The following is a 15,035-nucleotide window of genomic DNA, read 5'->3' as shown; positions in this document are numbered from 1 at the left end:
TCAACGCCCCTGAAACGCGGCGGGACGTTTTTGCAAAAATGCGGCAACACCTTCGGCGTAGTCGGCGCTTTCGCCACAGACCTTCATCAGATCGGCTTCCAGCTCCAGATGTGCATCCAATGAGTTTTGCGCAGCGGCGTGAATGGCCTGTTTGGTTGACGCCAGTCCAAGGGTTGGGCCTGCTGCCAGCTGCGCCGTTAGGGCGCGCGCGCCCTGCATCAGTTCTGCGTCAGGGAGCATCTGCCAGATCAGCCCCCAATCGGCGGCCTGTGCTGCCGAAATCGGTGCACCCGTCATCGCAAGGCCCTTGGCGCGCGCTTCACCCAACAGACGCGGCAGATGCCAGCTGCCACCTGTATCCGGGATCAGGCCAACCTTGGCAAAAGACTGGATGAATTTTGCACTTTCCGCGGCCAGCACCATATCACAGGCCAGCGCAACCGAAGCCCCCGCACCCGCTGCAACCCCGTTGACGGCACAGACCACCGGGCAGGGCATGTCCCGCAGACGCCGTACCAGTGGCGCGTAAAACCTGCGTACCGTATCACCCAGATCCGGCGCGCCTTCCATTTTGGCGGGGTCCCGATCTCCCAGATCCTGCCCTGCACAAAAGCCGCGTCCCGCGCCCGTGAAAAGCAGTGCGCGCACCTCCCGCGCCTCAACCTGCGCCCTGATATCATCCAAAGCCGCATGCAGCGACAGATGCATCGTCTCATTGAACGCATTCAACCGATCCGGCCGATTTAGGGTAATTTCCGCCCAATTTTCATGGACTTGAACCAGAATTTCTTCACTCATCCGCAGCCTCCCTCAACGGTTTTGTAAAAATAATCTTGCATAGTCCGACCGGTCGGTCAATATTTCAATACGAATCCACCGACGCACCGCCACAACCATAGGGAAACGCAGAATGGGCCTTGTCAGCATCGCAGTCTCCGAGGGGATCGCCTGGGTTGAGATCAACAACCCGCCGGTAAATGCCACCTCTACTCAACTGCGTCATGAACTGCTCTTGGCGGTGAATGAGGTGCAGGGCTGCCGCCGTGCGGTGCTCTCTTGTGCAGGACGCAGCTTCATTGCCGGCGGGGACATGTCCGAATTTGACCAGCCACCGCAAGAGCCACATCTGCCGGATGTGGTGGATGCAATTGAGCAAAGCGACACCCCGTTTCTGGCACTGCTGCATGGAAATGTCCTTGGCGGCGGGCTGGAAATCGCCATGGCCTGCGCTTGGCGCATCGCTGCGCCGGGCACACGTTTTGGCCTGCCCGAAGTCAACGTTGGCCTTATCCCCGGTGCTGGTGGTAGCCAACGCGCGCCGCGCCTTCTGGGCTGGGAGTTGGCGGCAGATATGGCTTGTAGTGGCAAACTGCTGTCCACTGACACAATGTTGGAACACGGTGGGATTGATCTGATTGCTGATGATCTCATGCAGGCCGCCAAGGATTTTGATGCGCCGCGCCCGACACCAGTGTCGCAGCGCGACACGCCGCTGCTGGATGCGGATTGGCTTACGGAAAAACGTGCAACTCTCATTGGGCGCAGCCGTGGCCAGCAATCACCACTGCTAAACCTGGATGCGCTGAGCTGGGCAATCACCCCCTTTGCTGAGGGTCAGAAAAAAGAACGCGCCCTGCATCTGGAGCTGCGTCAATCCAACGAAAGCAAAGCCCTGCGCCATGTGTTTTTTGCCGAACGCGCCGTCACCCGCCCCACTGCATTGCGCGACATCACTGCCGCCACACTCAATAATATAGTGGTAATCGGCGGCGGGCTGATGGGGTCTGGCATTGCGGCGGCCTGTCTGCTCAAGGGGATGAATGTTGCGCTCTGTGAACGCGACGCCGCCGGGGTAGAGCGCGCGCGCGAAACCCTCACGCGTCTGTTGGATGGCGCACGCCAGCGGGGCAAAATCAGCCAATCCCGTTTTGATCAACTGCTGGCAGACTGCACCATTGCCGAGGGCTACAGCGCCGCAGCCAACGCCGATCTGGTGATTGAAGCGGTGTTTGAAGAGCTCAGCGTCAAACAAAACGTCATGGCCGAACTCGATCAAATCGCTGCGCCGCACACGTTGCTTGCGACCAATACATCCTATCTGAACCCCGAAGAGATCTTTGCCCCAGTGCGCGATCGCAGCCGCTGTCTTGGCCTGCATTTCTTTTCGCCCGCGCATATCATGAAACTGGTTGAGGTGGTCGCCTTGACTGACGGATCAACCGAAACCCTTGCCAGCGCCTTTGCCTTTGCCCGCAGTCTTGGCAAATTGCCGGTGCAGGCGGGGATCTGTGATGGCTTTATCGGCAACCGTATTCTGGCCGCCTACCGCCGTGCCGCTGAATATCTGCTGGCAGATGGTGCATTGCCGCAAGAGATTGACGCCGCCATGCGCGCATACGGTCTGGCGATGGGTCCATTTGAAGCCCAAGACATGAGCGGGTTGCAAATCGCCGAGGCCAACCGCCGCCGTCAGGACGCAGACCGGCCCGCCAACGAACGCTATGTCACCCTTGGTGATCAGCTGTGCGAAATGGGTCGCTTTGGTCAGCGCGCAGGCGCGGGCTGGTATCGCTATGAGGGGCGCAAACCCCTGCCCGATTCAGCTGTCACCACGCTGATCGAGGATTATTCCCAGCAGCAATCCATCACCCGCCGCAGTTTCTCAGCCACCGAAATTCAAACCCTGTTGCTGGCTGTCATGGCCAATGAGGGCGCGCGCATCGTGGAGGAAGGCATCGCCCAATCTGATGCCGCTGTCGATCTGGTCAAAGTGCATGGCTACGGCTTCCCGCGCTGGCGCGGCGGCCCGATGCAGGCAGCCCAAGCACTGGGGAACAGCAAAATTCAAGAGGCTCTGGCCGCTCTGGAGGAGAGCAGCCCGAACAGCTGGCGGCGCGCGCGCCGCTTCACCTGAACTGGACCTTTGAGGGAGGAGATCCAATGTCACTAAAAACCAAACTTGCATCTATTGCCGCAGCACTGATGTGCAGCGCGTCATTTGCACAGGCTGAGGCCGAACACACGCTGGTGGTCTCAAGCTGGGTGCCGCCCACCCATATTATCAACAGTGAAATCCTGACCGGGCTTCAAGCCATGGTCGAAGAGGCCACAGATGGGCGCGTCACCACCGAGGTTCGCATGGGCCTTGCCCCGCCACCAGCACAGATGGATCTGGTGCTTGATGGCGCAGTGGACATTGCTTATGTGTTCCACGGCTACCAGCCCGGCCGCTTTACCGGCTACAAGCTGGTGGAACTGCCCCGCGTAGAAGCCAGCGCCGCTGATCTTTCTGCCGCTTACTGGGATCTGCATCAGTCTCATCTTGCGAAACTGAACGAGCACCGCGGCGTAGAGGTGGTCGGCCTGATGGTACATGGCCCCGGCCAGCTCCACACTGGCAGCGCCATTGAAGGCCTTGATGATATCGCCGGGCTGAAACTGCGTATGCCTGGCGGTGTTGCCTCTGATATTGGCGGTAAACTGCAGGCCACCGGCATCAAAGTGCCCGCGCCAAAGGTCTATGAAACCCTGGCGTCTAAAGCCGCAGATGGGGTGATGATGGTAACCGAGAGCCGCAAAAGCTTCCGCCTCACCGAAGTGGCCCCGCATTTCTATTCCGTACCCGGTGGTTTCTTTCGCGGCTCTTTTGCCTTCATCATGAACGAAGACGTGCTGGCAGACCTGCCCGAAGACCTGCGCACCGCCCTTCAGGACAAGGTGTTTGGCCCGACCCTCAGCCGCAAGGCGGGTGAAGCCTGGGACGCCGCCGATGTTGAAGCGATTGACCTCACCAACGCCACCAACGGCAACACCAATGTGTTGATCAGCGACGCCGATCTTGGCCGTTTTGACAGCATCGCTGCCGAAGTCGAAAGCGCCGTGATCGAAGAGGTCTCTGCCAAAGGTATTGATGCCACAGCTGCGCTGAAAACCTTCCGCGCGAACCTCGCCCAGAACTAACCTGAGCCAGACCCTGAGCCAGACCGACGCGCACAAACCGTGCGCGTCGGATCGCTAGCAAAGGACACCTTTGATGAAATACCTCCGTTTGTGCGTCAACGCGCCGGTTTGGCTGGCCGCGGCAGCCCTGTTTTTGCTGATGATCATGACTTTTTGCGATGTGGTCGCGCGCTCCAGTTTTGACGCTCCAATCCAAGAAGCAACTGAACTCACACGTATTCTGGTGGCGATCACCGTCTTTGCCGTGATGCCCCATGTCACCCTTAGCCGCAGCCAGATTGCAGTCGATCTGACAGATACGCTGTTTGATCGCTTCCAGCTGTCGACCCTGCGCGATGCGCTGCTCTATCTGGTCTGTGGCGGTCTGCTGTTCTGGCCCGTTGGGCGGCTCTGGACCCTGATGGACCGCACCCGCTCTTATGGGGATGTCACCGAATACATCGGCATTCCACAATATTTGCCCATGGGCTTTATCGCGCTCTCGGTAACGCTGACTGCGCTGTGCATGGTGGCCTGTGGTCTCGCCATTCTGCTGTTCCCCTCCCAAACCAAAAAGGTGCTTGCATGGAAAGCGCATTAATCGGCTTTGCCATTGTTTTAGTCCTGGTTCTGGTGCGCATGCCCATTGTGTTTGCAATGGGGATCGTGGGCACCTTTGGCGTTGCCCATATCCGCGGTGGCAGCATGTTTGATGAACGCGGGCTCAAGGCGGCGCTGTCTATGGTGGGCCGCCAGATCACCGATACCGCACAGGATTACGGCCTATCGGTCATCCCGCTGTTCATTATGATGGGCCTATTCGTGAACAAAGGCGGCATGGCGCGCGAGCTTTATGCAGTGTCCAATGCCTTTCTGGGCCATTTTCGCGGCGGCCTTGCCATGGCGACTGTGATGGCCTGCGGTGGTTTCTCCGCGATCTGTGGCTCATCGCTGGCCACTGCTGCCACCATGTCCAAAGTTGCAATGCCGGAAATGCGCCGCTTTGATTACTCCGACCAGCTCTCTACTGCGTCGATCGCGGCGGGCGGCACATTGGGCATTCTGATCCCGCCCAGCGTGATCCTGGTGATTTACGGCCTGCTAACGGAAACCTCGATCGGCAAACTGTTCATGGCCGGGATCATACCGGGGCTGCTTGGCATTCTGTTCTATCTGCTCGCGGTGCGCTGGAGCGTGTTCCGCAATCCTGCTGCGGGCCCTGCTGGCCCCAAAACCAGCTGGCGTTCCCGCATCACTGCGCTGCGCGGTGTCTGGGCGGTGCTGTTGCTGTTTTTCCTCGTGATTGGTGGGCTTTATGGTATCTTTGATGTTGCACCGCTCAATCTCACGTTTTCGCCGACTGAGGCCGCAGGCATGGGCGCAATGGGTGCCTTTGCCATTGCGCTAGCACGTGGTGGGCTGCGTATCAGCGACATCTTTGATGTGCTGCGCGAAACCTCTTTTACCACCGCCAGCCTGTTTGCGGTGCTGATCGGTGCGCAAGTGTTTTCCAACTTTGTGAATCTTGCAGGGCTACCTGAAGCGCTGATCAACCTTGTCAGTGCCAACAACGTTTCGCCCTTCACGGTGATCGTGCTGATCCTGCTGGTCTATGTGGTGCTGGGCTGCGTGTTTGAAAGCCTGTCGATGCTTTTGCTGACGGTGCCGATCTTTTTCCCGCTGATCACGTCGCTAGGTTTTGACCCAATCTGGTTTGGCATTGTGGTTGTGGTGGTGGTTGAGATTTCACTCATTACTCCGCCGGTTGGGCTGAATGTCTTCATCCTCAAAGGGGTGGTGGGCGATGTCACCACTGCAACCGTGTTTCGCGGCGTCACCCCGTTCTGGGCGGCTGACATTTTGCGCCTTGTACTGATCGTACTGCTGCCCTCGCTTGTTCTCTTCCTTCCCAATCATATGGGGGCGCTTGGCCACTAGGCCCGCCCCGCACAGGAGTATCACCATGTCCCTGATTGACGTCAAAAGCTTCGCCGCTGGCCAGTGGATCATCCCCGATGCCAATGCCCGTGAGATCGCCAATGCAGTCACCGGCGCGCCCCTTGCGCGCGCAGGCAACAGCGCGCTCGATTGTGGTGCAATGCTGGAGTATGCGCGCAACGTTGGTGGCCCGGCCCTGCGCGCGCTCAGCTTCCATGATCGTGCCCGCATGCTCAAGGCGCTGGCGATTGAGCTCGGCAAACACAAAGACGCGCTCTATGATATCAGCTTTGCCACCGGCGCGACCCAGTCTGACCATATGATCGACATCGATGGCGGTATTGGGACCATGTTTGTATTTGCCTCCAAAGGTCGACGTGAGCTGCCGGATGCGCAGGTCTATCTGGATGGCGAGGTTGAACAACTCTCGCGCAACGGCACCTTCCTGGGTCAGCACATCTGCACGCCTTTGCGCGGTGTCGCGGTTCATATCAACGCATTTAATTTCCCGGTCTGGGGGATGCTGGAAAAGCTCGCCCCCACCCTGCTTGCGGGGGTTCCCGCTATTGTCAAACCCGCCACCGCCACCTGTTATGTGACCGAGCGCGCGGTGCGCATCATGCTCGACAGTGGTATCCTCCCTGCTGGAGCCCTGCAGCTCGTGTCCGGCGGGCTCGGTGATATGCTGGATCGCCTCACCCATCAGGATGTGGTCAGTTTCACAGGCTCTGCGAGCACCGCGCTGCAGCTGCGTTCCGCACCGCATATTTTGGAAAACTCAATCCGTTTTGTTGCCGAACAAGACAGCCTAAACGCATCGATCCTGGGCCCCGATGCCACACCGGGCACGCCGGAATTTGATCTCTTTGTCAAAGAGGTGCAGCGCGAGATGACCACCAAAGCGGGGCAGAAATGCACCGCCATCCGCCGCATTATCGTGCCCGAGGCGCAGACAGATGCGGTGATTGACGCGCTCAGCGCCCGGCTCAGCAAAACCGTGATTGGTGACCCCCGCGTGGAAGGCGTGCGCATGGGCGCACTGGTGTCACAGGCACAACGTCACGATGTATTGGCCACCGCCGCTGAAATCAGCCGCGAGGCGGAACGCGTCTTTGGCAACCCGGATGATTTTGCCCTGACAGGGGCGGACCATGAAACCGGGGCCTTTGTGCCGCCAATGCTGTTTCACTGCCAGAACCCCGACACGGCCAGCATTGTGCACAGCAAAGAAGCCTTTGGTCCGGTTTCAACCATCATGGGTTACCGCGATATTGACCACGCCGTCACGCTCGCAAACCGCGGCGAAGGCAGTCTTGTGGCCTCGGTGATCACCCAGGATGGCGATGTGGCACGACAGGTGGTGGCAGGGGCGGGTGCCTACCACGGGCGACTGTATTTCAACAACCGCACCTCAATGAAAGAAAGCACCGGCCACGGCTCTCCCCTGCCCCATATGGTACACGGCGGCCCCGGTCGTGCCGGCGGCGGTGAAGAAATGGGCGGCGTGCGTGGCGTGATGCATTACATGCAGCGCACCGCGGTGCAGGGCTCACCTGATATTCTCAGCGCGATTGGCCCACGCTGGGTGCCCGGTGCTGCCGAGATCACAGAACACGCGCATCCGTTTACCCGCGATTTCAACGCGCTGGAAATTGGCGAAACCCTTTATACCGAACCGCGTGAAATCACGCTTGACGATATCGAGACATTTGCAAATTTCACCGGCGATCGGTTTTATGCGCATATGGATGCAGAGGCGGCCAAGCGAAATCCCTTCTTCCCCGATCGCGTCGCGCACGGCTATCTGTTGATCAGCTTTGCGGCCGGCATGTTTGTGGAACCCAATGAAGGGCCGGTTCTGGCCAATACTGGCCTTGATAAGCTGCGTTTCATGAAACCAGTCGAAGCCGGAGACAGCATCCGCGTGCGCCTAACGGTGAAACAGAAGACCCCACGCAATGATGAATATGGCGAAGTGCGCTGGCATGTGACGCTCAGCAACCAAAACGCTGAACTTGTGGCTGAATATGAGCTTTTGACCATGAATGCCTATGCCAAGCCCGCTTGAAGCGCGGGCCTATCCAACCTAGACAGGTGAGATGAACACTGAGCAATTTCGCCAGCTTGTCGCCGCCTTTCTCAACGGCCAGACCCCGCGGGTCTGGTCTTTTCTGGTTACAGTCTTTGGGGAACTTACCCAGGGCGCAGATATCCACATCTCAGGCGCGACCCTCACCGCGATTTGCACCGAAATTGGCATCAAACCCGAAGCCATGCGGGTGGCGCTGCACCGTTTGCGCAAAAACGGCTGGATCATCAGCCAGAAAACAGGGCGCAGCAGCAATTATTTCCTCACCCCTTTGGGGCGCGAAGAAACGCTCAAAGCGCGCCCGGTCATCTACGCAGCGGATCCTTTGGCCACGCAGGCCTGGCTCTGCCTTGGCCCCGCCCAAAGCCCGCGTCCCGATGGCGCTGTGTCGCTTGGCGCGCAAAGCTTTGTCAGCAATCTGAACCCTAAGGATGCCGAATACATCTGTCATGAAATCCAGCCCGGTGCCCCTTTGCCCGGCTGGATCCTCGATCGGCTTTGCGATGAGGATACCCGCACCGATGCGGCGGAACTTGCCACCCAGCTTTCCGCGCTTTGCGCCGACATTGACAACAGCGGCACGCTCAGCCCGCTACAGATCGCAACGCTGCGCATTCTGCTGGTGCACAGCTGGCGACGGATCGTGTTGAAACTGCCGCCGTTGCCCGATCACGCCTTTGGCCCAGACTGGAGCGGCGCAGCGTGCCGCAACCTCTGCCAGCGCCTGCTTTGCCAGTTTCCCCAACAAGGCGTGGATCTGCTGGAATAGAGGTGTGATTTTTGAAAACCTAAGTAAAATACGGGCACGCAACACAGTTTGTTGCAGACGCAACGAATGATTCCATGCCATAGTTGCCCTACCATGACTGTACTTGATGACTTCTTTCCCTATCGACTCGCCGCCACGGCTGAGGCCTTTTCGCGCAACCTTGTGGATGTGTACGGCCGCCAGCATGGGCTAACGCGCGAAGAATGGCGGCTGCTGTTTCTGCTGGCGGGGGGCAATAGCGTCACCTCGCTGGAACTTACTCGTAAAACCACGCTCGACAAGGTGCAGGTTAGCCGCGCCTCGCAACGGCTTGAGGACAAGGGCTTGATCACCCGGCAAGTCGCTCCCGAAGACCGCCGTCTGCGGCTTTATACGTCAACAGATGCGGGCACGGCGCTGTTCAACGCCATCCTGCCCGAGGTTCAGGCCCGCGCCAATCAGATCCTCACCAGCATGTCAGATACGGATCTTTCGGCGCTGCAACAGGGTCTTTCGGCGCTTGAAAACGCTATTGCCGAGCAGGGCGAAAACGCGCTGCCCGACAATTGAACGCCAGATAGGTGCCAAGGGCTGATGGCTACATCAGCCCCACCAGCCACAGCGACAGCCCCGGCAGACAGACCAGCAACGCAATGCGCACGATGTCTGCCACCCAAAACGGGAATACTCCGCGAAATACTGTGGCCAGCGACACATCCTTCAACACCGCCTTCAGAATGAACACATTCATTCCAACCGGCGGGGTGATCAGGCTGATTTCGGTCGCCACCACCACAATGATCGCAAACCAGATCAGCGCGTTTTCCGGGTTGAGCAACATGCTGTTTTCAAACGGCAGCTGATACATCAGCGGGTAAAATACCGGCACCGTCAGCAAAATCATCGACAGGCTCTCTAGCACACAGCCCAGAACCATATAGATCGCCAGGATCGACAGCATCACCATCCAGACCGGCAGTTCATTGTCCAGCACCAGATCCGCAAGCGCATCGGGCAAGCCCGCAAAGTTGATGAAATTGGTGAACAGTTCCGCCCCAATGATAATGGCAAAGATCATCGCAGTGGCGCGAATGCTATCAAACAGCGCTGCTTGGAACGCGCCCCAGCCCATTGTGCGCAATCCGATGGCGATCAGCACCGAGGCGCCCGCACCCATGCCCGCAGCCTCGGTTGGGGTGAAAAACCCGCCGTAGATGCCGATCATGATAAAGGCAAACAGCCCCAGCACGCAGATCACCCCGATCTTGTCCTTGCGGTCCATCGGTTCTTTTTCTTCAACGTCTGGCGCAAGATCCGGGTTGATCATCACGGTGATCCGCACCGCTGCCAGATACAGGGCAATGCCGATCAGCCCCGGCAGGATGCCCGCAACAAACAGTTTGGCAATGTCAGTTTCTGTGATCAGCCCATAGATGATCAGGATCACGCTAGGTGGAATAAGGATCCCCAAGGTGCCACCCGCCGCAATCGATCCCGTCGCCAGGCGGTCATCATAGCCAAATTTGCGCATAGATGGCATCGCCACTTTTGACATGGTTGCTGCCGTGGCCAGTGATGATCCGCACACGGCGGAAAACGCCCCGCAGGAAAACACCGACGCCAACGCCAGCCCACCGCGAAATCGGCCAAACAGCCGATCCGCCCCAGCAAAAAGCCCATGCGCCACGCCTGAAGCCGCCAGCACATTGCCCATAAAAATAAACAAAGGGATCACAGACAGCGAATAAGATAGCGCGGTGTCAAAAGCTACCTGCCCCGTCATCGCCCAGGCTGGCTCCCAGCCGCGCATCAGCGCAAAACCGATACCGCCCACCGCCGCCATGGCAAAAGCAATTGGAACCCGCAACAGTGTCAACACAAGCAGGATGGCAAAGCCGATCAAAGATTCACTCATCAGCTGTCCTTTTGGTCTGATGGCGCCGGGAAGGCACGTATTTCGGCTGGGTAAATGCCACGCAAGCCCGCCAGAACTGCGCTGATCAAACAGGCCGCTGCCGCCAGAAAGCCAAAGGGTGCCAGCGGGATTTCAAGCGCATTGGTTACAGCGCCGTCGTGTAAGGTCTTGAGTGCCTGCGAAAGCAGTCGCCACGCAAAAGTCAGCAACAGCGCTGCCGAAAACAAGCCAGCAAACAGCTGACACCAGCGGTTCATGGCCGGGGTAAACAGGCTCTGCAACAGGTCAACTTCTACATGTTCCTGCCGCTCGGTGGTAAGGGGCAGCGCACTAAACACCAGCGCTGCCACCAGAATTTCAGTCAATTCAAACGCACCGCGCAACGGCGCATCAAGGAAATAGCGCCCCACCACATCCACACAGGTGATGGCTATCAGCGCCACAAGTATCAGCGCCGCTCCAAGGCCCAGGCTGCGCTCCAACAGGGGGCGCAGCCACATATGGCTGTGATGGGCCCGCATCAGTAGTCTACGCCGGTTTGCTTGCGCAGCTCAGCCAGGGCCGCCGCCCCATCAAAGCCCGCACCAGAAATCGCATCGGCCCAGCTTGCCTCATGGGCGGCCGCCACAGATTTGATTTTGGCCACGAGCGCATCAGACGCCATGTGATCATCAATGCCTGCTGATTTCAGCTTATCAACGGCCGCGCCATCCGCCTTGTTCCAGGCTGCGCCCACCAGACGGGCAAACGCCTCGCCGGAAATCGCTTCGATTGCCGCCTGATCCTCGGCAGAGATCTCATTCCACTTGCCGTCGTTCATCACCAGAAACCAGGTGGTGTTATACAGGCCGCCGGGAATGTTCAGCGAATAGCTGATGTCGTCGGTCAGGTTAAAGGCGGTCAGCCCTTCTTTTGGGAAGGTCACCCCATCAATCACGCCACGGCTGAGTTTTTCATAGACCTCACCCGATGACATAAACAGGGTGCTCGCACCCAGATCACCCATCAGATCCGCAATATAGCCGCCGGGCACCCGGATTTTGAGACCAGAAAGATCCCCATCCGCTTCGATTTTGCGCACATTGTTATGCAGCGCACCGGGACCATGAACAAACAGGCCCAACAGCTTGGTGCCGTGGTGCTCGCTCTGGGCATCCAGCGGGCCGGAATAGACATTCCAGAACGCCACAGATGCGCTCACCGCATCATCGCCGAGGAAGGAAAACTGCCCAATGCGCGAGCGCTGGAAACGATCATCGGTGGTAAAGGAGTGCAGACCATAGGTGATATCTGCAACCCCTTCTTCAGCCATATCATAATGGGCCGGCGGCGCACCAAGCGGACGGGCCAGAACCCGCACGCTGACACGGCCCTCGGTCACTTTTTCTACTTCTTTGGCCCAAGGCTTCATCGCCCCAACCACAATCGGGTGGCGCGGTGGCAGCCAGCTTGACATTACCAGCTCGGTTTCGGCCCAGGCGCTTGAAGCCAGGGTACCCGCAGACAGCGCCGCTAGCGCTGACGCGCGCACAATTGTTTTAAGTGTCGCCAACATTATGATTTTCCTCCGTGTTGCCGGTCGCCTCCTCAAGCGCCCGTTTTAATACCGCATCATCTCCGATGTGATTGCTCAAAAGCAGGATAAGCCGCGCACTAAAGGCGCTTGCTGCGTCTGTATCCAGTCCTTCATAGGCCTCGATCAGTGCCGCGTAGAACTTGTCCGGATCCGCCAGATTGGGGGTGGTGATCAGCTCTGCCATGGCTCAGTCCTTCCCAAGGGCCCGGCGCAGCGCAGCGCGCAGACCGGTTTCATCAAATTCAGCCCAACGCGCCACAACGTGCTGGTCCGGACGGATCAGATAGATCGCGCTTTTGGCCGATCCCAGATAACGTTCTGCCAGGGGCCCGCTGTCAGCGTTCAACGCAAGCCGGCGTAGCGGCACATCCAGATCATCAAGCGCGGCATCAATATCCACGTTCACTGTCAGCAGGGTGAAATCATTGCCAAGCGAGGCCAGCAGATAATCATCGGCCCCCAGCGGTGCATCCGGGCACGGGCTGCCGGGACGTGTGCGGGCTGGGCCATCCGTCAGCGCGTCTTCTCCGGTCAGCGACAAGCCGTCATAGGTGCACGGCAGCGACAAGCGGCCAGAGTTCACCAGCGGCCGGGCAAAGGAATGACGCTCGGCCAGATCCAGCACCGCATTGCGGAACACATGGCTTGTCTTGCTTTTTGGGGTGATGAAGTCGGTAGAGCGGGTCGAGTTCAGGATGTTTTCATCCGCGCCATAAATCCGCTCTTCGTTATAGCTTTCGAGCAGGCTTTCAGGCGCGTCACCTTTCAGCACCATCGCCAGTTTCCAACCCAGGTTGTCCACGTCCTGAATGCCGGAATTGGCCCCGCGCGCGCCAAAGGGCGACACCTGATGCGCGGCATCACCGGCAAAAATCACCCGTCCGTGGCGGAACCGCTCCATCCGTTTGCACTGGAAAGTATAAATCGATGACCACACTAGCTCATAGTCGACATCATCGCCAAACATCGCATCCAAACGGCGGTGAATGTTTTCGGGTTTCATCTCTTCGGCCCGGTCCACATCCCAGCCGATCTGGAAATCAACCCGCCACACATCATCGGGCTGTTTGTGCAGCAATGCCGAAGCCCCGGATCCGTGGGTTGGTTCAAACCAGAACCAACGCTCGGTCGGGAACTCGGTGTTTTTCATCTTGATGTCGGCAATCAAGAAGCTGTCCTGAAACACCCGCCCTTCAAATTCCAGCCCGAGCATGGTCCGCAACGGGCTTGAGGCCCCATCGCAGCCGATCAGATACTCAGCTTCAATGGTATACGGGCCTTCGGACGTGCTGATTTCAAGACGCACGTGATCATCTTCGGGATGTACTGCATCAATACGGTTTTTGCCGCGCAGCTCAATCGGCGCACCTTCCGCCTGTGCCTTGCGCACCCGATCCACCAGGAACTTTTCAAAATAGGGCTGCTGCAGGTTGATAAAGGCCGGGTATTCATGGCCATCTTCGGGCAACAGATTGAATTCAAATACCTTACGGTCTTCGTGGAACACTTTGCCAAGGTTCCAGATCACCCCTTTGTCGACCATCTCCTGGCCGCAGCCATACCGCGCTGCGATCTCAAGCGTGCGTTTGGCAAAACAAATGGCGCGGCTGCCCTGGCCCACCCCTTCGTGATCGTCGAGCACCACAACCGGAATGCCCGCAAGTCCCAGATCAAGCGCCATGGCAATGCCAATCGGGCCTCCGCCCATCACCACAACCGGGTGACGGGGGATCTCTGCCGCGTCCTGATCTTGACTGCGTTCATATGGATAAAGCCGGAAAGCCAGCTGATAGCGATCTTGCAACATTGGTGCTCTCCTTTCGTTGGGTTACCCCTGCAGTTCGTTCCACATGTCTTTGTCACGCTGAGCGGTCCAGACGCGTGGCGTGTCGATGCCGCGAGCCTCGTCATAAGCACGCGCTACGTTGAACGGCAGGCAGTGTTCATAGATGGCATAGTCCTTGAATTTCGGGTCGCATTCCGCACGCACCGCGTCCCAGGCCTCTTTCAGGCTGCCGCCACGGCCAACAACCCGCGCCACGGGCTTATAGGTCGAGCGCACAAAATCCGCCGTAGCAGCAATCGCTTTGCCAACCATCTCTTCGCCGATCAACGCATCCCCACGCCCCGGCGCAATCGCCTTGGGTTCATAGGCGGCGATGTTTTGCAGGGTCTGTTCCCAGTCGCCAAAATGGCCATCACCGCAATAACATGCAGAGTGGTATTCAACGATATCACCGGTAAACATCACTTCCTGATCCGGCACCCAAATCACCGCGTCGCCCGCGGTATGTGCGCGACCCAGCGTGATCAGATCCACCCGGCGCTTGCCAAGGTAAACCGTCATTTTGTCGCTGAATGTGGTGGTCGGACGGGTCAGACCAGGGATTTCCTCATGGCCCTGAAACAGGCGCGGGAAACGGTCAAATTCACTGTCCCAGTCTTCCTGGCCACGCTCTTCGACCATCGCAGCGGCGGCATCAGACATGATGATTTCGCGCGCGCCATAAGCTGACGCTCCCAGCACCCGTACCGCGTGATAATGGGTCAGCACCACATGGCTGATCGGCTTGTCGGTGACAGAGCGCACACATTCAATCACCTTGCGCGCGAGGCGCGGGGTGGCCTGCGCCTCAACAATCATGACGCTGTCGTCACCAATGATCACACCGGTGTTGGGATCACCCTCAGCGGTAAAGGCATAAAGCCCCTCGCCCACCTCGGTGAAGCTGATCTCTTTGTCTTCCATGTCACCTTGTGACGCAAAAGCCTTACCCATGTCTCTCTCCTGTCGTTCTGTGTGGCGCGCCCGTTTTTGCGGTCGCGCGCC

At 58.5% G+C, this 15,035-nt stretch carries 14 protein-coding genes; 7 read left to right on the top strand and 7 right to left on the bottom strand.

Features of this window, described 5'->3' with window-relative positions:
* Window positions 1-798 (bottom strand): 2-(1,2-epoxy-1,2-dihydrophenyl)acetyl-CoA isomerase PaaG, encoded by a 798-nt coding sequence (gene paaG, locus GG681_RS14230; RefSeq protein ID WP_153548696.1) that lies wholly within the window; start codon window positions 796-798, stop codon window positions 1-3.
* Window positions 799-910: 112 nt separating this feature from the next.
* Here paaG and GG681_RS14225 point away from each other — a divergent pair, with 112 nt between their 5' ends.
* From GG681_RS14225 to GG681_RS14195, 7 genes are all read left to right on the top strand, one after another.
* The gene (locus tag GG681_RS14225; protein ID WP_153548695.1) at window positions 911-2,914 is read left to right on the top strand and encodes a 3-hydroxyacyl-CoA dehydrogenase NAD-binding domain-containing protein; all 2,004 of its coding nucleotides are present in this window, start codon (window positions 911-913) and stop codon (window positions 2,912-2,914) included.
* 26 nt (window positions 2,915-2,940) lie between these two features.
* Window positions 2,941-3,960 carry a TRAP transporter substrate-binding protein gene (locus tag GG681_RS14220; protein WP_153548694.1) on the top strand — a complete coding sequence of 340 codons (1,020 nt, stop codon included), beginning with the start codon at window positions 2,941-2,943 and terminating at the stop codon, window positions 3,958-3,960.
* Window positions 3,961-4,033: 73 nt separating this feature from the next.
* On the top strand, window positions 4,034-4,540 hold the full coding sequence (locus GG681_RS14215) for a TRAP transporter small permease (protein ID WP_153548693.1): 507 nt from the start codon (window positions 4,034-4,036) through the stop codon (window positions 4,538-4,540).
* Window positions 4,525-5,877, top strand: coding sequence for a TRAP transporter large permease (locus GG681_RS14210; protein WP_153548692.1), 1,353 nt, complete (start codon window positions 4,525-4,527; stop codon window positions 5,875-5,877). The genes GG681_RS14215 and GG681_RS14210 overlap by 16 nt, the downstream gene beginning before the upstream one ends.
* Before the next feature lie 25 nt (window positions 5,878-5,902).
* Window positions 5,903-7,945: a phenylacetic acid degradation bifunctional protein PaaZ gene (gene paaZ, locus GG681_RS14205; protein ID WP_153548691.1), complete on the top strand. Its 2,043-nt coding sequence runs from the start codon at window positions 5,903-5,905 to the stop codon at window positions 7,943-7,945.
* Window positions 7,946-7,976: 31 nt separating this feature from the next.
* Window positions 7,977-8,735 carry a PaaX family transcriptional regulator C-terminal domain-containing protein gene (locus GG681_RS14200; RefSeq protein WP_153548690.1) on the top strand — a complete coding sequence of 253 codons (759 nt, stop codon included), beginning with the start codon at window positions 7,977-7,979 and terminating at the stop codon, window positions 8,733-8,735.
* Between the two features lie 93 nt (window positions 8,736-8,828).
* Window positions 8,829-9,284 (top strand): MarR family winged helix-turn-helix transcriptional regulator, encoded by a 456-nt coding sequence (locus tag GG681_RS14195; protein WP_153548689.1) that lies wholly within the window; start codon window positions 8,829-8,831, stop codon window positions 9,282-9,284.
* Window positions 9,285-9,312: 28 nt separating this feature from the next.
* Here the strand turns inward: GG681_RS14195 and GG681_RS14190 are convergent, their stop codons facing one another.
* Genes GG681_RS14190 through GG681_RS14165 form a run of 6 tightly spaced genes read right to left on the bottom strand, consistent with a single transcriptional unit; the run spans window position 9,313 to window position 14,984 of the window.
* Window positions 9,313-10,629, bottom strand: a complete 1,317-nt coding sequence (locus GG681_RS14190) for a TRAP transporter large permease (RefSeq protein WP_153548688.1) — start codon at window positions 10,627-10,629, stop codon at window positions 9,313-9,315.
* Window positions 10,629-11,150 (bottom strand): TRAP transporter small permease, encoded by a 522-nt coding sequence (locus tag GG681_RS14185; protein ID WP_235899977.1) that lies wholly within the window; start codon window positions 11,148-11,150, stop codon window positions 10,629-10,631. The genes GG681_RS14190 and GG681_RS14185 overlap by 1 nt, the downstream gene beginning before the upstream one ends.
* Window positions 11,150-12,184: a TRAP transporter substrate-binding protein gene (locus GG681_RS14180; RefSeq protein WP_153548687.1), complete on the bottom strand. Its 1,035-nt coding sequence runs from the start codon at window positions 12,182-12,184 to the stop codon at window positions 11,150-11,152. The genes GG681_RS14185 and GG681_RS14180 overlap by 1 nt, the downstream gene beginning before the upstream one ends.
* Window positions 12,168-12,389: a DUF2783 domain-containing protein gene (locus GG681_RS14175; protein WP_153548686.1), complete on the bottom strand. Its 222-nt coding sequence runs from the start codon at window positions 12,387-12,389 to the stop codon at window positions 12,168-12,170. The genes GG681_RS14180 and GG681_RS14175 overlap by 17 nt, the downstream gene beginning before the upstream one ends.
* A 3-nt stretch (window positions 12,390-12,392) precedes the next feature.
* Window positions 12,393-14,012 carry an FAD-dependent oxidoreductase gene (locus tag GG681_RS14170; RefSeq protein WP_153548685.1) on the bottom strand — a complete coding sequence of 540 codons (1,620 nt, stop codon included), beginning with the start codon at window positions 14,010-14,012 and terminating at the stop codon, window positions 12,393-12,395.
* Between the two features lie 21 nt (window positions 14,013-14,033).
* Window positions 14,034-14,984, bottom strand: coding sequence for an MBL fold metallo-hydrolase (locus GG681_RS14165; RefSeq protein ID WP_153548684.1), 951 nt, complete (start codon window positions 14,982-14,984; stop codon window positions 14,034-14,036).
* Window positions 14,985-15,035 lie beyond the last annotated feature (51 nt).

Origin of the sequence: Tritonibacter aquimaris (assembly GCF_009617595.1) — a bacterium.
GTDB lineage: Bacteria > Pseudomonadota > Alphaproteobacteria > Rhodobacterales > Rhodobacteraceae > Epibacterium > Epibacterium aquimaris.
Note: the sequence above shows the minus strand (reverse complement) of the source record. Positions and strands in the feature narration are given on the sequence as shown.

What these genes read in the sequence shown, in the direction of transcription:
- GG681_RS14195 (WP_153548689.1), top strand. Translation starts at nt 8,829, where the DNA reads ATGACTGTACTTGATGACTTCTTTCCCTATCGACTCGCCGCCACGGCT.
- GG681_RS14225 (WP_153548695.1), top strand. Translation starts at nt 911, where the DNA reads ATGGGCCTTGTCAGCATCGCAGTCTCCGAGGGGATCGCCTGGGTTGAG.
- GG681_RS14185 (WP_235899977.1), bottom strand. Translation starts at nt 11,150, where the DNA reads ATGCGGGCCCATCACAGCCATATGTGGCTGCGCCCCCTGTTGGAGCGC.
- GG681_RS14210 (WP_153548692.1), top strand. Translation starts at nt 4,525, where the DNA reads ATGGAAAGCGCATTAATCGGCTTTGCCATTGTTTTAGTCCTGGTTCTG.
- paaG (WP_153548696.1), bottom strand. Translation starts at nt 798, where the DNA reads ATGAGTGAAGAAATTCTGGTTCAAGTCCATGAAAATTGGGCGGAAATT.
- GG681_RS14170 (WP_153548685.1), bottom strand. Translation starts at nt 14,012, where the DNA reads ATGTTGCAAGATCGCTATCAGCTGGCTTTCCGGCTTTATCCATATGAA.
- GG681_RS14200 (WP_153548690.1), top strand. Translation starts at nt 7,977, where the DNA reads ATGAACACTGAGCAATTTCGCCAGCTTGTCGCCGCCTTTCTCAACGGC.
- GG681_RS14165 (WP_153548684.1), bottom strand. Translation starts at nt 14,984, where the DNA reads ATGGGTAAGGCTTTTGCGTCACAAGGTGACATGGAAGACAAAGAGATC.
- GG681_RS14215 (WP_153548693.1), top strand. Translation starts at nt 4,034, where the DNA reads ATGAAATACCTCCGTTTGTGCGTCAACGCGCCGGTTTGGCTGGCCGCG.
- GG681_RS14220 (WP_153548694.1), top strand. Translation starts at nt 2,941, where the DNA reads ATGTCACTAAAAACCAAACTTGCATCTATTGCCGCAGCACTGATGTGC.
- GG681_RS14180 (WP_153548687.1), bottom strand. Translation starts at nt 12,184, where the DNA reads ATGTTGGCGACACTTAAAACAATTGTGCGCGCGTCAGCGCTAGCGGCG.
- paaZ (WP_153548691.1), top strand. Translation starts at nt 5,903, where the DNA reads ATGTCCCTGATTGACGTCAAAAGCTTCGCCGCTGGCCAGTGGATCATC.
- GG681_RS14175 (WP_153548686.1), bottom strand. Translation starts at nt 12,389, where the DNA reads ATGGCAGAGCTGATCACCACCCCCAATCTGGCGGATCCGGACAAGTTC.
- GG681_RS14190 (WP_153548688.1), bottom strand. Translation starts at nt 10,629, where the DNA reads ATGAGTGAATCTTTGATCGGCTTTGCCATCCTGCTTGTGTTGACACTG.